Source organism: Xanthobacter oligotrophicus, from assembly GCF_008364685.1.
Lineage (GTDB): Bacteria > Pseudomonadota > Alphaproteobacteria > Rhizobiales > Xanthobacteraceae > Xanthobacter > Xanthobacter oligotrophicus.
Window position 1 is genome coordinate 49,449 of the sequence record NZ_VTTL01000008.1, and the last position, 20,782, is coordinate 70,230.

General features: G+C 69.1%; 17 protein-coding genes and 1 pseudogene. 8 read left to right on the plus strand and 10 right to left on the minus strand.

Annotated elements, in window-relative coordinates; all coding sequences use genetic code 11:
- Positions 1–99 precede the first annotated feature (99 nt).
- A complete protein-coding gene (locus tag FZ033_RS14235) occupies positions 100–1,704 on the minus strand; it encodes an FAD-dependent oxidoreductase (RefSeq protein WP_188079511.1) in 1,605 nt (534 codons plus the stop codon).
- 98 nt (positions 1,705–1,802) lie between these two features.
- Positions 1,803–2,342, minus strand: coding sequence for a VOC family protein (locus tag FZ033_RS14240; RefSeq protein WP_149576785.1), 540 nt, complete (start codon positions 2,340–2,342; stop codon positions 1,803–1,805).
- A gap of 206 nt (positions 2,343–2,548) precedes the next feature.
- Here FZ033_RS14240 and FZ033_RS14245 point away from each other — a divergent pair, with 206 nt between their 5' ends.
- Positions 2,549–3,013: a MarR family winged helix-turn-helix transcriptional regulator gene (locus FZ033_RS14245; protein WP_149576786.1), complete on the plus strand. Its 465-nt coding sequence runs from the start codon at positions 2,549–2,551 to the stop codon at positions 3,011–3,013.
- Between the two features lie 21 nt (positions 3,014–3,034).
- Here the strand turns inward: FZ033_RS14245 and FZ033_RS14250 are convergent.
- Positions 3,035–3,502, minus strand: a pseudogene (locus FZ033_RS14250) (MarR family winged helix-turn-helix transcriptional regulator).
- A gap of 208 nt (positions 3,503–3,710) precedes the next feature.
- Here FZ033_RS14250 and FZ033_RS14255 point away from each other — a divergent pair.
- From FZ033_RS14255 to FZ033_RS14270, 4 genes are all read left to right on the plus strand, one after another.
- On the plus strand, positions 3,711–4,682 hold the full coding sequence (locus tag FZ033_RS14255) for an MBL fold metallo-hydrolase (RefSeq protein ID WP_149576787.1): 972 nt from the start codon (positions 3,711–3,713) through the stop codon (positions 4,680–4,682).
- 148 nt (positions 4,683–4,830) lie between these two features.
- Positions 4,831–6,078, plus strand: coding sequence for an ABC transporter substrate-binding protein (locus tag FZ033_RS14260; RefSeq protein ID WP_149576788.1), 1,248 nt, complete (start codon positions 4,831–4,833; stop codon positions 6,076–6,078).
- A gap of 153 nt (positions 6,079–6,231) precedes the next feature.
- A complete protein-coding gene (locus FZ033_RS14265; RefSeq protein WP_149576789.1) occupies positions 6,232–6,630 on the plus strand; it encodes a MarR family winged helix-turn-helix transcriptional regulator in 399 nt (132 codons plus the stop codon).
- Between the two features lie 45 nt (positions 6,631–6,675).
- On the plus strand, positions 6,676–7,983 hold the full coding sequence (locus FZ033_RS14270) for an MFS transporter (RefSeq protein ID WP_149576790.1): 1,308 nt from the start codon (positions 6,676–6,678) through the stop codon (positions 7,981–7,983).
- A gap of 3 nt (positions 7,984–7,986) precedes the next feature.
- Here the strand turns inward: FZ033_RS14270 and FZ033_RS14275 are convergent, their stop codons facing one another.
- Entirely contained in the window at positions 7,987–8,958 is a 972-nt protein-coding gene (locus FZ033_RS14275) for a GlxA family transcriptional regulator (protein WP_149576791.1), read from the minus strand.
- A 62-nt stretch (positions 8,959–9,020) separates the two neighbouring features.
- Positions 9,021–9,821 carry an SDR family NAD(P)-dependent oxidoreductase gene (locus FZ033_RS14280; protein WP_149576792.1) on the minus strand — a complete coding sequence of 267 codons (801 nt, stop codon included), beginning with the start codon at positions 9,819–9,821 and terminating at the stop codon, positions 9,021–9,023.
- Positions 9,822–10,201: 380 nt separating this feature from the next.
- Between FZ033_RS14280 and FZ033_RS14285 the strand changes: the two genes are divergently transcribed.
- From FZ033_RS14285 to FZ033_RS14295, 3 genes are all read left to right on the plus strand, one after another.
- Entirely contained in the window at positions 10,202–11,902 is a 1,701-nt protein-coding gene (locus tag FZ033_RS14285; protein ID WP_149576793.1) for an OFA family MFS transporter, read from the plus strand.
- Between the two features lie 264 nt (positions 11,903–12,166).
- Entirely contained in the window at positions 12,167–13,570 is a 1,404-nt protein-coding gene (locus FZ033_RS14290) for a sigma-54-dependent transcriptional regulator (RefSeq protein ID WP_188079492.1), read from the plus strand.
- Positions 13,563–15,635: a sensor histidine kinase gene (locus FZ033_RS14295; RefSeq protein WP_149576794.1), complete on the plus strand. Its 2,073-nt coding sequence runs from the start codon at positions 13,563–13,565 to the stop codon at positions 15,633–15,635. Before FZ033_RS14290 ends, FZ033_RS14295 begins: the two co-directional genes overlap by 8 nt.
- A gap of 8 nt (positions 15,636–15,643) precedes the next feature.
- On the opposite strand, the gene FZ033_RS14300 is transcribed toward FZ033_RS14295, so the two are convergent.
- From FZ033_RS14300 to FZ033_RS14320, 5 genes are all read right to left on the minus strand, one after another.
- Positions 15,644–16,402, minus strand: coding sequence for an iron ABC transporter ATP-binding protein (locus FZ033_RS14300; RefSeq protein ID WP_149576795.1), 759 nt, complete (start codon positions 16,400–16,402; stop codon positions 15,644–15,646).
- A complete protein-coding gene (locus tag FZ033_RS14305; RefSeq protein WP_149576989.1) occupies positions 16,399–17,292 on the minus strand; it encodes an iron chelate uptake ABC transporter family permease subunit in 894 nt (297 codons plus the stop codon). The genes FZ033_RS14300 and FZ033_RS14305 overlap by 4 nt, the downstream gene beginning before the upstream one ends.
- Before the next feature lie 61 nt (positions 17,293–17,353).
- A complete protein-coding gene (locus FZ033_RS14310) occupies positions 17,354–18,328 on the minus strand; it encodes an ABC transporter permease (RefSeq protein ID WP_232847497.1) in 975 nt (324 codons plus the stop codon).
- 53 nt (positions 18,329–18,381) lie between these two features.
- On the minus strand, positions 18,382–19,350 hold the full coding sequence (locus tag FZ033_RS14315) for a siderophore ABC transporter substrate-binding protein (RefSeq protein ID WP_210247899.1): 969 nt from the start codon (positions 19,348–19,350) through the stop codon (positions 18,382–18,384).
- 125 nt (positions 19,351–19,475) lie between these two features.
- Positions 19,476–20,486 carry a helix-turn-helix transcriptional regulator gene (locus FZ033_RS14320; RefSeq protein ID WP_210247900.1) on the minus strand — a complete coding sequence of 337 codons (1,011 nt, stop codon included), beginning with the start codon at positions 20,484–20,486 and terminating at the stop codon, positions 19,476–19,478.
- Between the last annotated feature and the right edge of the window lie 296 nt (positions 20,487–20,782).

Sequence of the window (20,782 nt, forward strand, 5' to 3'; positions counted from 1 at the left end):
AGCGCTTTCGAGCGAAGTGGGTACCGGTTCGCGTAAAGAAAACGCGTCAAAACGAGAGTCTAGAGCGATTTCCGTGAGCCGGAGCGAATGGAAAGCGCTCTAGGCGGCGATGGCGCGCTTGATAGCGCCCTGGATCTTGTCGGGGTCGAAGCTGCGCCAGCGGGCCGCCACATGCTGGTCCGGGCGGATGAGATAGGTGGTGCCGTCCGCGCCGTCATAGCGCTCGGCGAGGCGGCCCTTGGCGTCCACCGCGTCGATGCCGATGCGCAGCACCGGGGCCGCGATGCCGCCTGAGCGCACCTCGCCCAGCGGCGCATCGCCGAAGGTGACCACCGTGAAGCCGCCGCCCAGCAGGCCGAGGAACCATCCCTCCTTGCCATCCACCCGCACCGGTGCGTCGGCGCAGGTGGTGCCCGGCGCCATGAGGCCGGCGAAGGCGTCCTCGTCCGGCGTGTTGAGGGGGGAGGCGAGATAGGGCGTGGGGGTGGAGAGCCGGCCGGAATTCACCAGCGGCCGGGCGAAGGGATGCTCCTGCGCCAGCTCCAGCACGGCATTGCGGAAGCGCCGGCTCATGGCGCTCTTCGGCGTGATGAAATCCGTGGAGCGGGTGGAGTTGGCGATGTTGTCGTCGGCGGCCAGCGCCCGCTCCTCATGGTAGGTGTCCACGAGGGTTTCGGGGGCAAGGCCATCGAGCACCAGTTTGAGCTTCCAGCCCAGATTGTCCACGTCCTGCACCCCGGAATTGGCGCCGCGCGCGCCGAAGGGCGAGACCTGGTGGGCGGCGTCGCCGGCGAAGATCACCCGGCCGTGGCGGAAGCGGTCGATGCGCCGACACGCGAACTGGTAGACCGAGGCCCATTCCAGCTCGAACTGCGCCTCCGGCCCCAGCATGGCCTTCACCCGCGGGATGATGTTCTCAGGCTTCTTCTCCTCGTTGGGGTCGGCGTCCCAGCCGAGCTGGAAGTCGATGCGCCACACGTCGTCCGCCTGCCGGTGCAGCAGCACCGACTGGTTGCGATGGAAGGGGGGATCGAACCAGAACCAGCGCTCGGTGGGGAAGTGTGCCTTCATCACCACGTCGGCGATGAGGAAGCGATCCTGGAAGGCCTGTCCGGTGAATTCGGCGCCCACCATCTTGCGGGTGTCGGAATTGGCGCCGTCGCAGGCCACCACCCATTGCGCCTCCATTGTGAACACCCCGTCTGGCGTCTCCACCACGAGGGTCGCTAAATCCTCGTGCTGCTGGAGCGAGAGCAGCTTGTGCTTCCAGCGCAGGTCCACCAGTGGCTGGCGGGCGCATTCCTCCACCATGAACTCCTCCAGATAATATTGCTGAAGGTTGATCATGGCCGGCATCTTGTGGTCCGGCTCGGGGAGAAGATCAAACTGGTAGCGCAGGTCATCTTCGAAGAAGACCTTGCCGATGCGCCAGCTGATGCCCCGCTCCACCATGCGCTCGCCGCAGCCCAGGCGATCCCAGATCTCCAGCGGGCGCTTGGCGTAGCACACCGCGCGCGAGCCGAGAGAGACCGTGTCGTTGTCGTCCAGCACCACGGTGGGAATGCCGCGCGCGGCGAAGTCCAGGGCGGCGGTGAGGCCCACGGGGCCGGCGCCGATCACCACCACCGGATGGCGCACGAGGCGGCCGGCTTCCTGCTCGGAGGAGATGCGATAGGGGTACTTGGGATAGGTATAGGTGCTCATCATCGGAGCGTTTCTCCCGAAGCGCGGCGGGCCATTCGGCCTCGTGACGAATGGTGATGGTGCGCCCGGTGGCGTCCGGGCGCGAGGGGGGCCTCCCCTCAGTTGGCGGAGAATTCCTTCTCGTGCAGCCAGGCGGCGTGGCGCGGGGGCTTCTTGGTCACCGCCCATTCCTCGATCATGGCGGGGGCCACCGCCTTCAGGCGGGCCAGCGTCTGCGGCGTGGTGGTCCAGGCGGCAAGCTCCAGCCGGTGGCCCGACGGATCGAAGAAATAGATGGACTTGAAGATGTCGTGGTCGGTGGGGCCGATGACATCCACGCCTGCCGCCTCGGCCTTCGCCTTCACGGTCTCCAGCGCGGCCACGTCGCCCACCTGGAAGGCGATGTGCTGCACCCATTCGGGGGTATTGGGATCGCGGCCCTGGGGCGGGGAATTGGGCAGCTCGAAGAAGGCGAGGATGTTGCCACAGCCCGCATCGAGGAAGATGTGCATGTAGGGGTCCGGCGCCTTGGTGGAAGGCACCTTGTCCTCGGCGATGGCGCCGATCAGCTCCATGTCGAGGATGTCGCGGTAGAACTCCACGGTCTCTTTGGCGTCCTTGCAGCGGTAGGCGACGTGATGAATCTTCTCGACGAGCATGGCGTCCTCCGACTTTTGATTGGGCTGTGTGGGCCGGGATTAAAAGTAACGAACGTTACTAAATGGCGCAAGCGAAATTCGTTGCGATCGAGACGATTTTGCATCTGGCATGCTGAAGCAAGGAAAAGCGCAGCGGCGCTAGAGCCGGATCGCCCGGCCATGTATATGTAACCTGCGTTATCAATGCAGGACGGAGAACGGGCGGCATGGCGAAGCACGAGGTGGTCCCGTTCGCGCTCGCGGATTTCTTCCCCTACCGCCTCGCGGTGCTGGCCGAGAACGTCTCGCAGGCGGTGGCGCAGCTCTATGGCGACCGCTTCCAGATCACCCGGGCCGAATGGCGCGTGCTGGCGGCGCTGGGCGCCAACAACGGCATGGCGGCAAAGGACATCGGCGCCTATTCCACCCTCGACAAGATGCAGGTGAGCCGCGCCGTGGCGCGCCTGGAGGAGGCAAACCTCATCACCCGCGCCACCGACGACGCCGACCGCCGGGCGAAGATCCTCACCCTGACCGCGTCGGGGCGTGCCCTGTTCCAGAAGATCGTGCCGCTGGCGCGGGCGCGGGAAGATTACCTGCTGGAGGACCTCGACGCGCAGGAGCGCGCGGTGCTGGACAAGGCCATGGCCAAGGTGCTGGCCCGCGCCCAGGGCCTCATCGAGCGCGGGTGAGCCCTTGCCGCATCGAGGATCTCAATCCCCGCACTGCACCAGGTCGAAGCTCTGCTCCAGCTTGTCCATCAGGTGGTCGAGCTGGGCGCGCTCGTCGGCGCTGAGGCAGGAGAGGATGGCCTCCTCGCGCTTCAGCAGCAGCGGCACCAGCTCGGCATAGACCGCCCGCCCCTTGGGGGTGAGTTCCAGCATCACCTCGCGGCGATCGTCCGTCGCCTCCGCCCGCGCCACATAGCCGAGGGTCACCAGCTAGCCCACCGCCCGGCTGATGCGGGATTTGTGGGTGCGGGTGCAGCGGACCACATATTGGGCGCTGCGCGGCGCGTCGTGCAGGCCGAGGGTCGCCAGCACCCGCCATTCGGGAATGTCGATGCCGAAGCGGGCCATGTATTCCATGGCGAGCGCATTGGAGAATTCCGCCGCCAGCCGGTTGAGCCGGAATGGCATGAATTTCAACAGGTTCAGTCGCTCGACCTTCCGCTTCGACATGGCTCAAGGGGCGTACGCCCTCTCCTCTTCGCCGCCCCTGCACGGCGGCCTTGACTGTTGCAGTCGCAACTGTATAACTTGGTCTCAATCGCAACCAATTGCGGTATATCAAACTGTCGAAGAACAAGGAAGCGCGCATCGGACGACCGGCGGCCATCGCCGCCGCAAGCCATAATCCGCGCGCCGCACCCCAACGGAGGAAACCCGCGTGAGCACCGCGACCGCACCAGCCAAGAAGTTCGCAAGCCAGGCCGACCTCGCCGAGAAGAAGGAGACCTTCACCGAGCTTGCGGACGGCGTCTTCGCCCTCACCGCGGAAGGCGATCCCAATTCCGGCGTCATCATCGGCGACGACAGCGTGCTGGTCATCGACGCCCGCGCCACCCCGGTCATGGCGCGCGAGCTGGTGGAGCGGATCCGCGCCGTCACCGACAAGCCCATCCGCCACGTGCTGCTCACCCATTATCACGCGGTGCGGGTGCTGGGCGCGGCCGGCTTCGACGAGCGCGTCAACGTCATCGCCTCGGACGTCACCCGCGACATGATCAAAGAGCGCGGCGCGCAGGACATGGCCTCCGAGATCCAGCGCTTCCCGCGCCTGTTCCGGGCCCAGGAGACCATTCCCGGCCTCACCTGGCCCAGCCTCACCTTCCATGGGGAAATGACGCTCTGGCTGGGCTCCCGCGAGGTGCGCATCATCCATGCGGGACGCGGCCACACGCGCGGCGACACCATCGCCTGGCTGCCCAAGGAGAAGGTGCTGTTCTCCGGCGACCTGGTGGAATTCGGCGCCACGCCCTATTGCGGCGATGCCCATTTCCGCGACTGGCCCCACACCCTCGACCGGCTGGAAACCCTGGGCGCGGAAAAGCTGGTGCCGGGCCGCGGCGAGGCGCTCACGACCCCCGACCAGATCAAGGCCGGGCTGGACGAAACCCGCGCCTTCCTGCGCGACGCCTTCGCCATCGCCGAGGCGGGCGTGGCCGCAGGCCACGACCTGAAGACCGTCTATGCCGAGGCGCTGCGACAGATGCGGCCCAAGTACGGGCACTGGGTCATCTTCGACCATTGCATGCCGTTCGACATCTCCCGCGCCTATGACGAGGCCAAGGGCATCGACACCCCGCGCATCTGGACCGCCGAGCGCGACATCGAGATGTGGCACGCCCTGGAAGGGTGAAGCCCGCGCGGCGCCGGTCGAAGACCGGGGCCGCTGGTACAAGGCCAAGGCCGCCGACGCCAATCGGCGGCCCGCACAGTAATCAAGGAACAAGACAGAACCGGCGCGCCGCGCAGGAACGACGGCGCGCGCCCATGGGAGGATCATGATGCATCGTTTGACTGCCCCGCACACCCCGCGCGCGGCGCTGCCCGCCTTCGCCCTTGCGGCCACTCTTGCTGCCACGATGGCCCTGCTACCGTCCGCCGCCCGTGCCCAGATCTCCGACAATGTGGTGCGCATCGGCGTGCTCGGCGACATGGGCGGGCAGTTCGCCGACATCGGCGGCAAGGGCTCGGTGGTGGCGGCGCAGCTCGCCGTGGATGATTTCGGCGGCAAGGTTTCCGGCGCGCCGGTGGAGGTGATTGCCGGCGATCACCAGAACAAGCCGGACGTGGGCGGCGCCACCCTGCGCAAATGGTTCGACGAGGGCGGCGTGGATGCGGTGGCCGACCTGCCGGTCAGCTCGGTGGCCCTCGCCGCACAGGAGATCGCGCGGGAGAAGAAGAAGACCCTGCTCATCTCCGGCGCCGCCGTGTCGGACCTCACCGGCAAGGCCTGCTCGCCCTATTCCACCCACTGGGCGGACGACACCTATGCGCTGGCCAACGCCACCGGCCGCGCAGTGACGGCGGGCGGCGGCAAGAGCTGGTTCTTCCTCACCGTGGACTATTCCTTCGGCCACGCCATGGAGCGCGACGCCTCGGCGGCGGTGGTGGCCACCGGCGGCAAGGTGGTGGGCAATGCGCGCCATCCGCTGGGGGCGGCGGACCTGTCCTCCTTCCTGCTGCAGGCCCAGGCCTCGAAGGCGCAGGTGATCGGCCTTGCCAACGTGGGCGGCGACACCAGCAATGCGGTGAAGCAGGCAGCGGAATTCGGCATCACTTCCGGCGGACAGAAGCTCGCGGGCTTCCTCGTCTTCATCACCGATGTGCACGCCATCGGCCTGCCGCTGGCCAAAGGGCTGCTCATCTCCACCGGCTTCTACTGGGACCAGAACGCCGAGGCGCGAGCCTTCGCCAAGCGCTTCGAGGCCAAGATGGGCCGCATGCCCACCAAGCAGCAGGCCTCGGTCTATGCCTCGGTGAAGCACTATCTCAAGGCCGTCGCCGCCGCCGGCACCGATGACGCCGCCAAGGTGAATGCCGAGATGCGCAGCCTGCCGGTGGACTATTTCGGCCACGCCGCCTCCATCCGCCCCGACGGCCGCGTGCTCTACGACCTCACCCTCTACGAGGTGAAGAGCCCGGCGGAGAGCAAGGGGCCGTGGGATTATTACAAGCCGGTGACCACCCTGCCCGCCTCCGAAGTGTTCCGCCCTGCCGGCGAGACCGGGTGCCCGCTGGGCAAGTCCTGAGAGACACGTCCCGAACCCCGGCACAGGGCGGAGTGGAAAACACAGCGCCGGAGCATGCTCCGGCGCTGTTGCATGTCCGGCCTCCGCGCGCCGCTCCGCCCGCGATCCGGTGAAGCATGGACACCGGTACAATAAACGGGTATATGCACATACATGACATCGTCCTGCTACTGCACCCTGTTGCGCACCGCCACCCGGAAGGTCGCCGCCGCCTATGACGCGGCGCTGGCGCCGGTGGGGATCAACATCGCGCAATATGCGCTGCTGCGGATGATCCAGAACCGCCAGCAGGTGAGCCTCACCGAGCTTGGCCGCGTCGCCGATCTCGACCGTTCCACCATCGGTCGGAACGTCAAGGTGCTGGAGCGCGATGGCCTGGTACAGACCGGGCGCGGCGAGGACCAGCGCGAGGCGGTGGTCAGCCTCTCCCCACACGGGGTCGAGGCGCTGGCGGCGGCAACTCCCCTGTGGGAGGCCTGCCAGCGCCAGATCGAGAAGCGCCTGGGCGCGGACAAGATCGAGGCCCTGCGCGCCATTGCGCACGCCGTGTGATTTTTGCGGACATAAACGGGCATATACCCGTAGATTGGACACCCCATGAACGCACCGACCGATTTCCCCACCCGCGCGCCCCGGCTCGCCGCCCTCCTCGCCCGCAGGGGCATCCACTATGGCTGGGCGGTGGCGGCGGTGACTTTCCTCACCATGCTGGTGACCGCCGGCGCGGTGGGGGCGCCGGGCGTGCTCATCGGGCCGCTGCAATCGGAATTCGGCTGGGCCACCTCCGACATCTCCTCCGCCTTCGCGGTGCGCCTCATGCTGTTCGGCCTGCTCGGCCCGTTCGCCGCCGCCTTCATGAACCGCTTCGGCATCCGCCCGGTGGCAACCGTGGCGCTGACGCTGATCGCCGCCGGCGTGGTCGGCTCCTTCGCCATGACCAGGCTCTGGCACCTGGTGCTGCTGTGGGGCGTGGTGGTAGGGGTTGGCACCGGCCTCACCGCCATGGTGCTGGGCGCCACTGTGGCGACGCGCTGGTTCGCCCAGCGCCGCGGCCTCGTGCTGGGTCTGCTGACGGCGAGCACCGCCACCGGCCAGCTGGTGTTTTTGCCGCTCCTTGCCCGGCTCACCGATGCGCTGGGCTGGCGCAACGCCCTCGGCCTGGTGCTGGCCATGCTGCTGGTGGCGGTGGTGTGCGTGCTCCTCTTCATGCGCGACCGGCCGTCCGACGTGGGCTTGCTACCCTATGGCGCCAGCGTGCCGCCGCCGGTTCCGGTGCTGCCCACGACGTTCGGCGCCATGCTGGCCTCGCCCTTGGTGGCGCTGCGGGATGCGGCGCGCACGCCCACCTTCTGGGTGCTGTTCGCCACCTTCTTCATCTGCGGCGCCTCCACCAACGGGCTGGTGCAGACCCATTTCGTGTCCCTGTGCGGCGACTACGGCATGGCTGCGGTGACGGCGGCGGGCATGCTGGCCATGATCGGCATCTTCGATTTCATCGGCACGGTGGGTTCGGGCTGGCTGTCCGACCGCTTCGACAGCCGCTGGCTGCTGTTCTGGTATTACGGGCTGCGCGGACTGTCGCTGCTCTATCTGCCCTTCACCGATTTCAGCTTCTACGGACTGTCCCTGTTCGCGGTCTTCTACGGCCTCGACTGGGTGGCGACGGTGCCGCCCACGGTGAAGCTCACAGCCGACCGCTTCGGCGAGCGCGCCAACCTGGTGTTCGGCTGGATCTTCGCCGGCCATCAGCTCGGGGCGGCGGCGGCAGCCTATGGCGCGGGCTACAGCCGGACCTTCTACCAGACCTACCTGCCCGCCTTCTTCGTGGCCGGCGTGCTCTGCATCCTCGCGGCGGCGGCCATCGTCGCGGTCCGCGAGCGGCGCCCCGTCCCGGGCGCCGCGTGAGGCTCAGTTGAGGCCGGACCCGCGCACGGCCTCGGCGGCGCGGCGAATGACCTCCGCGCGGCGGATCACCTGGGGCGGCTGCCCGAAGGTGCGCACGAAGGCCCGCCGCATGCGCTCGCGATCGGCAAAGCCGGTCTCGCGGGCCACCTCGTCCATGGAGCGATGGCCCTCCTCCATCAGCATGCGCGCCGTCTCCAGGCGCAGGTGCTCCACCGCCTTGGCCGGCGACTGGCCGGTCTCCTCACGGAACAGGCGGCTGAACTGGCGCGGGCTGAGGTTGGCGGTCTCGGCCAGTTCCTCCACCGAGAGCGGATGGGTGAGGTGCTCCTTGGCATAGACCAGCGCGCGGCGGATGCGGTCCGATTTCGGCTCCAGCTCCAGCAGGGTGGAGAATTGCGACTGGCCGCCGGGCCGGCGCAGATAGACCACCATGTTGCGCGCGGTGGCCTTCGCCACCTCCTGCCCGAAATCGTCTTCCACCAGCGCGAGGGCAAGGTCGATGCCCGCGCTCATGCCCGCCGAGGTCCACACATTGCCGTCGGCGCTGAAGATGCGGTCTGCCTCCACCCGCACGCGCGGATAGAGGCTCTGCAAGTGGCGCGCATGGGCCCAGTGGGTGGTGGCACGGCGGCCGTCGAGCAGCCCGGCTTCCGCCAGCACATAGGCCCCGGTGCAGATGCCGGCGACGCGCCGGGAGGCGGCGCCGGCGGTGCGCAGATAATCCAGCAGCGCGGGCGAGGAGGGCTTCACCACCAGCGACCCGATGGTGATGGTGGTGTCATGGATCTGCGCCCCGAACGGCGCAGTCTCGATGGCGAAGCCGAGGGAGTTGCGCACCGGACCGCCATGCTCGGAGAGGACATGCACCTCATAGGCCGGCCGCCCCAGGACGCCATTCGCCATCTCGAAAACCGAGAGGGCGGCAAGGCCCATGATCTGGAAGCCGTCGAACACCACGAAGCCAATACCTGGCATTTCGACCTCACCCCCTATTGACGCAGACGCTGCCGCCGGGCCTTCCGGCGGCAGCTCATGGATCAGGCCGCAGCTGTCGCAGTATAGCGCGGGGCGACCTTGGCGCTGGAGAGGTTGGGCAGCATGGCCTGGCGCGCCGCCTCATAGGCCTCCCATTGCGCGCCGTCCTGAAGCGAGGGGATGGTGACGAACTCGCCCCGGTCGAGGCCGGCCAGCGCCGCGTCCACCAGATCCGCCGCCGACATTACCCAGGCCTGCGGCAGCTGGTCGACGGGCAGGCCGGCGGCATCCCAGAAGGCGGTGGCGGTGGCGCCCGGCAGCACCACCTGCACGGCGACGCCGGTGTCGGCCAGTTCCTTGCGCAGCGACTGGCTGAAGCCGAGCACGAAGGCCTTGGTGCCCCCGTAGACCCCGTTCAGCACCTCCGGCCCGATGGCGACGATGGACGAGATGTTGATGATGGTGCCAGCTCCGCGCGCCACGAAGCGCGGCGCCACCGCATAGGTCAGGCGCATGACGGCGGTGACGTTGATGGCCACCATCTCCTCCATGCGGTCCACGTCGGACTGGAGCAGCGTCCCGGCCCCACCGAAGCCGGCATTGTTGACGAGGACGCTGATGGTGTCGTCCTCCCGAAGCAGCGCCTCCACCTGCCGCAGTTGCGCCGCATCGGTCAGGTCGGCGTTGAAGACGCGGACGGAGACGCCATGGCGCGCGCCGATCCGCTCCGCCTGCTGCGCCAGCCGCTCGGCGTTGCGGGCGACCAGGATCACGTCGTGGCCGCGCGCGGCGAGCCGCTCCGCATAGATGGCGCCGATGCCGGAAGACGCGCCCGTGATGACGGCAGTTCCCTTGGTGCTCATGTGCCTGTTCCCCTCTGTCCGGCCCCGTCGCCGGCTCTGATGGGAGAACCATAGGTCTGGCGGCCTATGTCTCAAATGTCGAATAAGCCACGATTTAGGACATGACGGGAGAGCCGAGACGCTGCGCCCGCCACCCGCGCGCGGGCGGCCCCGCCCACCGGCCCCAAGCCGGCGGCGCCGAAGCCCCGCCCCTGCGACAGTTTGGCCGTCGCTCCCCACGCGGGGCCGGCCGGACTGGACAATTTGTCCATCCGCGCCCGGCCGAGCCAAGCCAAGCCCTTGACGGATCAAGCCCCCGCTCGCTGGCCCTGCCCTTGCTAGGCGGGCGTGCCGCGCGTCGGCCAAAGGCGGCGCGCCAAACAAGAAAAGCTGGAGGAAACATGTCCGTCACCGCGTTCGCGCCACCCCCGTTTCTGAGCCGGGAGCGCACCGTCGCCTCGGCCGGCTTCAATCGCTGGCTGGTGCCGCCGGCGGCCCTCGCCATCCATCTGTGCATCGGCATGGCCTACGGCTTCAGCGTGTTCTGGCTGCCGCTGTCGCGGGCCGTGGGCGTCAGCGCGCCCGTCGCCTGCCCGGCCGACATGAGCGCGGTGGCCGCCCTGTTCGCCACCTCCTGCGACTGGCAAATCTCGGCGCTGGGCTGGATGTACACCCTGTTCTTCGTGCTGCTCGGCTCCTCCGCCGCCATCTGGGGCGGCTGGCTGGAGACGGCGGGGCCGCGCAAGGCCGGCCTCGTCTCCGCCTTCTGCTGGTGCGGCGGCCTCGTGATCTCGGCGGCGGGGGTCTACCTGCACCAGATCTGGATGCTGTGGCTCGGCTCCGGTGTCATCGGCGGCATCGGCCTCGGGCTCGGCTACATCTCGCCGGTGTCCACCCTCATCAAGTGGTTTCCGGACCGGCGCGGCATGGCCACCGGCATGGCCATCATGGGCTTCGGCGGCGGTGCCATGATCGGCGCGCCCCTGGCCAACATCCTGATGCAGCATTTCGCCTCTCCCACCTCGGTGGGCGTGTGGCAGACCTTCCTGGTGATGGCGGCCCTCTATTTCGTGTTCATGGTGGGCGGCGCGCTCAGCTATCGGGTGCCACGCGAGGGCTGGGCGCCCAAGGGCTGGACGGCGCCGGCCGCCGCCGCCAACGCCATGGTCACCCACCGCCACGTGCACCTGAACGTGGCCTGGCGCACCCCGCAATTCTGGCTGCTGTGGGCGGTGCTGTGCCTCAACGTGTCGGCGGGCATCGGCGTCATCGGCATGGCCTCGCCCATGCTGCAGGAGGTGTTCGGCGGGCGGCTCATCGGCCTCGACCTCACCTTCTCCCAGCTCGATGCCGGCCAGAAGGCGCAAATCGCCGCCATCGCCGCCGGCTTCACCGGCCTGCTCAGCCTGTGCAACATCGGCGGGCGGTTCCTTTGGGCCTCCTTCTCCGACAAGCTCGGACGGAAGATGACCTACGCCATCTTCTTCGTGCTGGGCTTCGGCCTCTATGCGCTGGTGCCCACCACCGCGCACATGGGCTCGGTGGTGCTGTTCGTGGGCGCCTTCTGCATCATCCTGTCGTTCTACGGCGGCGGCTTCGCCACCATCCCCGCGTATCTGGCCGACATCTTCGGCACCCACATGGTGGGCGCCATCCACGGCCGCCTGCTCACCGCATGGGCCACCGCCGGCGTGCTCGGCCCGGTGCTGGTGAACTATCTGCGCGAATACCAGATCGCCTCCGGCATCCCCCGCGAGGCCGCCTACGACCAGACCATGTACATCCTCGCCGGGCTGCTGGTGCTGGGCCTCGTGTGCAACCTCCTGGTCCGTCCCGTGGCCGAGCACCTCTACATGAAGGACGAGGACCTCAAGAAGATGAGCAAGGCCGCCCTCGCCAAGGAGGACGCCCACGCCGACTTCGAGGACTTCGAGGAAGAGGCGAAGGATGGCGGCGTCACCATCCTGGCGCGCGGCTCCACCCCCGTGGCCTCCGGCTCCACCCCGCTGCCACTGGTGGTCGCGGCGTGGCTGGTGGTGGGCGTGCCGCTGGCCTGGGGCGTCTGGATCACCCTGCAGAAGGCGGTGATCCTCTTCCACTGATCCCCGCCCCTTTCCGGCGCGCTCCCGCCCTGAGCAAAGGGCGCGCCGGACCTTTCGCCATTTGCCCGTTGCCGCGATTTGCGCGATGGATGGGGCGATGACCGGCGATCCCGCGCTCCACAAGACGCGGCGGCGGCATCGGGGAGGAAAGGCGGGACGGATGGCGCGCCAGCGGCGGGCCACACGACGCGTCTTTCGCGCAGGACCCTCAGCGGGCGCCGGATGGGGTGCCGGCGGGGGTCGCAGAAGGACGATCGAGACCTGATGGCCACCACCGCCGATGCCCCGCAGGAGGCGACCCAGCACGCCGCCGGCGACATCGCCTTCAGCCCGCATCTCGCCGGCGCCTCCATCCTGGTGGTGGACGACGAGCCCGGCATGCGGAACTTCCTCGTGCGCATGCTCGCCTCCCGCTGCCGGCACGTGGCGGAGGCGGCGGACGTGGCGGCGGCCTCGCGGTTGCTGGAGGCGACGCCCTTCGACCTCATCATCCTCGACAACATCATGGCCGGGCGCACCGGCCTCGAATGGCTGGAGGAGCTGCGCGGCTCGGGCTTCTACCGGGACGTGATCCTCATCACCGCCTTCGCGGACCTGGAAACCGCCATCAAGGCGCTGCGCGCCGGGGCGGCGGACTTTGTGCTGAAGCCGTTCCGCTCCAACCAGATCCTCAACGCCATCGCCCGCTGCCTCGACCGGGGCCGGCTGATGCGCGAGAATTTCGTGCTGCGCCGCGAGCTGAAAGCCCTGCCCGGCGTCGGCGCCATGGTGGGCGCTTCCAACGCCACCCGCACCGTGCGGGGCATGATCGAGCGCGTCGGCCCCATGCCCACCACCGTGCTGGTGACCGGCGAATCCGGCACCGGCAAGGAGGTCACCGCCCGCTCCCTGCACGATGTCTCGCCCCGCGCCGGCAAGCCGTTCGTGCCGGTGAACTGCGCCGCCATCGCCCCCGAGATCATCGAGAGCGAGCTGTTCGGCCACCTGAAGGGCGCCTTCACCGGCGCCGCCTCCTCCCGCGAGGGGCTGTTCTTCTATGCCCAGGGCGGCACCCTGTTCCTCGACGAGGTGGGCGAGCTGCCGCCCGCCATGCAATCGAAGCTGCTGCGCGTCATCGAGGACAAGAAGGTGCGTCCGGTGGGCGCCGAGCGCGAGGTGCCGGTGGACGTGCGCCTGATCGCCGCCACCAATTGCGACCTCGCCACGGCGGTGGCGCAGGGCCGCTTCCGGCAGGATCTCTATTACCGGCTCAACGTGGTCAACATCCACCTCGCGCCCCTGCGCGAGCGAGCGCCGGACGTGGAGCCGCTGGCCCACCTGTTCATGGCCGAGCTGTCGGCCCAGCTCGGCGTGCCGCCCCTCGACCTGACGGCGGGAGTGCTGCGCGCCCTCGCCCGCTACGACTGGCCCGGCAATGTGCGCGAGCTGCGCAACGTCATCGAGCGCTCGCTCATCCTCGGCGAATTCCCCAGCGACGTGGTGCCCGACGCCGACGAGGAACCGGCGGTGGAGGACACGGACGCCCTCCCGCAGGCCCTCGGCGCGGTGGAGAAGGCCCATATGCTCAAGGTGCTGGGCGAAGCCGGCGGCAACCGGGCGGAGGCGGCGCGTCGCCTCGGTGTCTCGCGCAAGACCCTCGACCGCAAGCTGAAAGCCTGGAATGCCTGAACCGGCGGCGCAGGCCGCACCGAGGCGCCTGTTCTCCCGCCTGCGCTCGGTGCGGGCGCGGCTGCTGGCCATCGCGCTTTTGCCGACGCTGATCATCATGCCGGCGGTTCTGGCGCTGGTGGTGACGTGGTGGACGCGCCAGTTCGACCACCTGCTCATCTCGAAAGTCGCGGGCGACCTCACCATCGCCCGGCAGTATCTCGACCGCCTCATGGAGCGATCCGACGAGACCCTGCACGCGCTGGGGGAATCGGTCGCCTTCGCCCGGGTGGCAGAGGCCGGCGACGGCGCCGCCATGGCCGACTTCCTCGATGCCCGCCGCCGCACCATGGGGCTCGATTTCCTCTACCTGCTGGACCCGCAGGGCCGCCGTATCGCCGCCTCCCCGCCCTCGGTGCAGGATGGTCCGGAAGCGCGCCTGTGGCTGGTGGAGCGCCGGGCGCTTGAGGGGCAGGCCTCCACGCAGATCGACATCTTCGGTCCGGACCAGCTCGCCCGCCTCTCCCCCGAGCTTGCGGCGCGTGCCCATATCGCCCTCGTCCCCACCCCCGGCGCCGTGCCCACCGCGCGCGATGCCGAGGACCGGGGCATGGTGGTGCAATCCGGCACCCCGGTGCAGCTTTCGGACGGCACGCGGAAAGGGGCGCTGGTGGGCGGCATCCTGCTCAACCAGAATCTCGATTTCATCGACACCATCAACGACCTCGTCTACCGCCCCGGCAGCCTGCCCGAGGGCAGCGCCGGCACCGCCACCCTGTTCGTGGACGACGTGCGCGTCTCCACCAACGTGCGCCTGTTCGAGGGTCGCCGGGCGCTGGGCACCCGCGTGTCGAAGGAGGTGCGCGACGCGGTGCTGGGCGAGGGCCGGGTGTGGCTCGACCGCGCCTTCGTGGTGAACGACTGGTACATCTCCGCCTACGAGCCGGTGGTGGACAGCAAAGGCCAGCGCATCGGCATGCTCTATGTGGGCTTCCTGGAGGCGCCGTTCCTGGCGCTGAAGCGGGCGAGCCTTGCGGCGGTGGGCATCGGCTTCCTGCTGGTGGCGCTCATCGCCAGTCCCGTGCTACTGCGCTGGGCCGCCGGCATCTTCCGGCCGCTGGAGGCCATGAACGCCACCATCGCGCAGGTGGAGGCCGGCACGCTCTCAGCACGCACCGGGGTTGCCGCCACCTCCGACGAGATCGGCCGCGTCGCCCACCATCTCGACGGCATGCTGGACCTGCTCCAGCAGCGCGACGCCGAGCTCAGGCGCTGGGCGCAGGAGCTCGACGGCCGCGTCGCCGTCCGCACGGCGGAGCTGAAGGCCGCCAACGCGGAGCTTGCCGCCACCCAGCGCCAGCTGGTGATGTCGGAGAAGCTGGCGGCTATCGGCGAGATCACGGCGGGGGTGGCCCACGAGATCAACAATCCGGTGGCGGTCATCCAGGGCAACCTCGATGTGGCGCGCGACGTGCTGGGGCCGGCGGCTGCCCCCGTGCGCACCGAGTTCAACCTCATCGACCAGCAGGTCCACCGCATCACCATCATCGTGTCGAAGCTGCTCCAGTTCGCCCGGCCGGCCGAGTTCGCCGGGCACCTCGAGCCGGTGGCGTCGTCCGAGGTGATCGGCGATGCGCTGGTGCTGGTGCAGTACCTGCTCGGGCGCGGCGAGATCGAGGTGGTGCGGGACGAGAGCGCGACGCGCCTCGTCCTCATGAACCGGGTGGAGCTGCAACAGGTGCTCATCAACCTGATGGTCAACGCCGCCCACGCCATGCCGCGGGGCGGGACCCTCACCCTGCGAACCCGCGATGCGGCGCACAACGGGCGCGCGGGGGTCTCCATCGCGGTGGCGGACACCGGCCCCGGCATCGCGCCAGAGCATGTGGCGCGGGTGTTCGATCCCTTCTTCACCACCAAGCCGCAAGGCGGCGACAAGGCCGGCACCGGCCTCGGCCTCTCCATCAGCTTCACCTTGGTGGACCGGGCCGGCGGCACCATGAGCCTTGCGAGCCCGCCGGGACAGGGTGCCCTATTCGCCATCTGGCTGCCGCAGGCCGATGCCGCCGCCGCGCAGGGCGGCTGACAGCGGCGTCAGCGATAATAGGCGCCGAGCCGCGCGCCGTTCACCTCGTGCACCGCCACCTCCATGTCGTAGATGGCGCGCAGCACGTCCTCCCGCATCACTTCGTCCGGCCCACCGGAGAACAGCAGCCGGCCGTCCTTCATGGCGACGATGCGGTCGGCGTGGCAGGAGGCGAAGTTGATGTCGTGGATCACCACCACCACGGTCTTGCCCAGCTCGTCGGCGGCGCGGCGCAGGAGGCGCATGGTGGCGGCGGCGTGCTTCATGTCGAGGTTGTTGAGCGGCTCGTCGAGCAGCAGGCAGGCCGGGTCCTGCGCCAGCACCATGGCGATGAAGGCGCGCTGGCGCTGGCCGCCGGACAATTCGTCCAGGAGGCGATCCGAAAGCCCAGCGAGGTCGACGTAGGCGATGGCCTCGGCGATCTTTTCCCCGTCCTCGCGGGTCAGGCGCCCGTGGGAATAGGGAAAGCGCCCGAACGCCACCAGTTCGCCCACTGTCAGGCGCGGCGTGATCTGGTTGGCCTGCCGCAGGATGGCCATGCGCCTGGCCAGCACCGCGCCGGGGGTGGCGAACACGTCGAGCCCGTCCACGTGCACGCTGCCATGGTCCGGCGGCAGGAGCCGCGCCGCGATGGACAAAAGCGTCGACTTGCCCGCCCCGTTGGGGCCGATGACGGCGGTGAGGCCGCCCGCCGGCAGGCTGAGGCTGACATCGTCGAGGACGCGGGTGGCGCCGTAGGATTTCGACACGTGGGCGATCTCGATCACGGCCGGGTGCCCCTCAGAAGCAGCAGGATGAAGACGATGCCGCCGGTGAACTCGATCACCACGCTCAGCGCCCCGTCGTATCCGAGCCCGCGCTCGAGCACGGTCTGGCCCCCGGCGAGGCAGGCGACGGCAATCAACGCCGCGCCCGGCAGGGTGTAGCGATGGCGGTCGGTGCCGAGGGCGAGATAGGCGAGGTTCGACACCAAAAGGCCGAAGAGCAGCACCGGCCCCACCAGCGCCGTGGAGACCGAGACCAGAACGGCGATGACGAGGAGGAGCAGGGTGACCATGCGCCGGTGGTCGACACCGAGATTGATCGCCGTGTCCCGCCCCAGCGCCAGCACGTCGAGGGTGGGGGCGAGGCGCCACGCCAGCACCCCGGCGGCAAGGATCGCCCCCGCCGCCACCGGCAGCAGGCTGGTGTCCATCACGTTGAAGCGGCTGAACATCAGCGATTGCAGCACCGAGAAGGCGTTGGGATCGATGATGCGCTGGAGGAGGTTGGCGAGCCCCCGGCACAGGATGCCGAAGACGAGCCCCGCCAGCACCACGAGATGGAAGCCGCGCCGCCCGTCGAACAGGAAGCGGAAGATGCCGAGTGCCACCACCGCCAGCACCAGCGCCTCGCCGGCAAAGCGCAGGCGGGGATCGAGCGATGCCGCCCCATGTCCGCCGAGGACGAACACCAGAGCGGTCTGGAGCGCCACATAGAGCGCATCGAAGCCCATCACGGCGGGGGTGAGGATGCGGTTCTCGGTCAGGGTCTGGAACAGCACGGTGGCCACCGCCACCGCCACCCCCACCAGCACGAGGCCCGCCAGCTTGCCGCCGCGCAGGGACAGGACGAAGCCCCAATTGCCCCGCGCCCCAACCGTCATGAAGCAGGCCATGGCGACCAACGTCGCCAGCGCCAGCAGGAGGAGCACCCGCCGTGCCCTTATGGTGTGCGCGTCAGCCAAGGCGCAGGCGCCGCCCCAGCAGCAGATAGAGGAACACCGCGCTGCCCACGACCCCCGCCACCGTGCCCACCGGGATCTCGTAGGGATAGCGGATGAGGCGGCCGAGGATGTCGCAGGCGAGGAGGAAGGCGGCGCCGGACACCGCGATCCACGGCAGGGTGCGGCGCAAATTGTCGCCCATGATGAGCCCCACTCCGTTGGCGACCAGCAGGCCGAGGAAGGGCACAGTCCCCGCCGTGGCGATGGCGGCCGCCGTCGCCAGCGCGACGATGACAAGTCCCAGAGCCACGATGCGGCGATAATCCAGCCCAAGATTGCGCGCGAAGGTGTCGCCGAGCCCGGCGACGGTGAAACGGTTCGCCGCCGCATAGGCGATGACGGCCAGCACCACGCAGAGCCACAGCAGCTCGTAGCGCCCGCGCAGCACGCCGGAGAAATCCCCGGTGGTCCAGGCCGCGAGGGACTGGAGCAGGTCCGTGCGATAGGCGATGAAGGTGGTCAGGGCGTTGATCACGCCCCCCAGCATGAGCCCCACCAGCGGCACCACCACCGCCCCGCGGAAGGCGATGCGATCGACGATCCGCAGGAACAGGAAGGTGCCGGCCAGCGCGAACGCGGCGGCCACCAGCATCTTGCCGAGCAGCGGCAGGCCGGGGGAAAGCAGGGTCGCGCAGAGCAGGCCGAGGCTCGCCGCATCGGCGGTGCCGGCGGTGGTGGGTTCGATGAAGCGGTTGCGGAACAGCATCTGCATCAGCGCCGCGCACACGCCCATGGACAGGCCTGCGAACAGCAGCGCCAGCGTGCGTGGCACGCGGCTCGCGAGCAGCAGCAGGAGCCCATGCCCGCCCTCGCCGCCGGCGCCACGCCCGGACACCAGTGCCGCAAGGCCCATGTCGCCGACCCCCACCCCCACGCTCAGCGCCGACAGCGCCAGAACGCCCGCCAGCGCGAGGCCGAGCCGCGCCAGCTCCGCGCGGTCCGACGGCGCCGGACCGGGGCCCGGCCTCGGGTCCGCCATCGTTATTTGCCCTGCCGGGCTTCGAGGGCCGCCGCCAGATCCTCGGTGATGGTGGGCAGGGCCGCGCCGCCGCTGCCGACGATGTACCAGCGCACCGGGTCGAGATAGAGGATGCGCCCGGACTTGGCGGCGCGGGTGGCGGCGATGAGATCGTTGTCCAGCACCGCGCGGGCGGCCGCGCCGCCGTGCCCCACCGCCGCGTCGCGGTCGAGCACCAGCAGCCAATCGGGATCCGTCTTCAGGATGTACTCGAAGGAGATGACCTCGCCATGGGCGACGGTGGTGGCGCTGCTCGCCGCGGGCGTCAGGCCGAGATCATCATAGATCCAGCCGTAGCGCGAGCCGGCGCCGAAGGCGGTGAGCTTGCCGCCGTTGACCATCACCATCAGCACCGTGCCGACCTTCGGTGCCAGCGCCTTCACGCGGGCGATGGCGGCATCCATGCGCGCGGTGAGGGCTTCGGCCTGCGGCTGCCGGTCGAAGATGCGCCCGAGCAACTCCACATTGGCCTTGGTGCCGGCGACGAAGCGGTCGGACGGCACCGTCAGGTCGAGGGTGGGCGCGATCTTCGAAAGGTCGGCATATTTCGCCGCCGAGCGGGGACCCACGATGATGAGGTCCGGCGCGGCGGCGTTCACCGCCTCGTAGTCCGGCTCGAACAGGGTGCCGATCTTGAGATAGCGGGGGTCGCGATACTTGGCGAGATAGTCCGGCAGGTTGGATCCCGGCACCCCCGCCACCGCGATACCCAGCGCATCCAGCGTGTCGAGGGCGGCGATGTCGAACACCAGCGTCGTGCGCGGATGCTCGGGAATGGTCGTCCGGCCACGGGCGTGATCCACGACCCTGTCGGCGAAGGCCGGCAGGGTCGTGAACGGGGCAAGGGCGAGCGGGGCAAGGGCGGCGGCGAGAACGCCGAGGGCCGCGCGCCGCGTCAGGCGGCGGCCGCCTTTCGGGGATGCAATCTGCAAGGCGCAAACACGTTCGGCTTCGCACGTTTCAATGGCACGCATGACGATCTCGCAAATAAAACGGCCGCTCGCACGAAGAAAACGCGGCTCCTCATCAGGTATCGAACGCGGGGATGGGCCGCACCTCATCGCGCGGCTTTGGGCGGCATTCCGAAGGCGCGCTTGAAGGCGGTGGAGAAATTGGCGGCGGAGGTGTAGCCGGCGACGGTGGCGGCCTCGGTGACGCTCACGCCTTCGGTGAGCAGCGCGTCGCGGGCGCGCTCCAGCCGGCGGCCGCGCACATGGTCGAACACGGTGGTGCCGAAGGTGGCGCGGAAGGCGCGCTGCAGGCTGGTGACGCTCATACCCGCCTCCTGCGCCACCGCGTCCAGGCTCAGGCTGTCGCAGAGATGGGCTTCCAGATAGTCCTGCACCTGCCACATGCGCTGCTTCAGGCGCGGCCGGGGGCGTTCCAGCGGAGGGCCGGCATCGCCCACGGCCGAGAAGGCCTCGAACAGCATCTCCATCACCCGGCTCTCCACGTAGAGGTCGCGCAGGAATGCCCCGTAGGGCGGCACGGCCAGCACCTGCTCGGCCAAGGCTAGGAGCCGCGGCGAGGGTTGCCAGCGCAGGCTGGAGAGATGCTCGCCGCTGACGCGCCGCACCGCGCCGGCGCGATCCATCTGCTCGAACTGCGCCTGCTCCAGCCAGTCGGCCGGGATGGTGACGTTCACCTTGCGCACGCGCAGCCCGCGCTGCCCCTTGCGGACGAAGAGGTCGGGCTCGGCGCGGACCAGCAAGGCCGCCTCCGCCTCGCCGGTCCGCGCCGGCCCGAACCGGAACGGACGGCCGCCCAGCTGGACATTGGCGTGGCCTTCCAGGAACAGGCTAAGGGTCACGCCCTCCGCGTGCACCACCTGGCTGGTGAGATCGTGGAGGTCCCGCGCGTCGGTGGCATGAAGCACAGCGCCGCTGCGCAGGGCGGTCATCAGGTAGCGGCCCCGCAGCACGGCACCGTCCCTCATGGCGCGGGGCGCGGTGACGGCGAATTCCGTGCCGGCGAGATGGGACAAGGCGGCGATGTCCGCGCAGCGCACCAGATGGCCGGCGGCCTCGCCCGACCCGGCGCCGACACCCGTGGCCGCCGCGCCGCGCATGGTCGGCGCGGCCGCCGGTGCTGCACGACGGCGATGGGGAGGGCGGGGTTCGGTCATACCCCCAAGAAGGACTTGGTGGGCCACACGCTGTCAACCGCTTTGCGCCACCATGTATTTATTATTATTCAAAAATAGAAGGTGTCTGCCTGGATCGAGTTCGATCAGTTCCATATTTTTGACGATGGCACAAACGAATTGCAACGTCCGGCAAAAGAACATATTGGCGAAAAACGTAAAACTCCCCCTCCAGCGGTACAGCCTTGATTGCTTGGTCATGAGACGGGGAGTGTTATGAG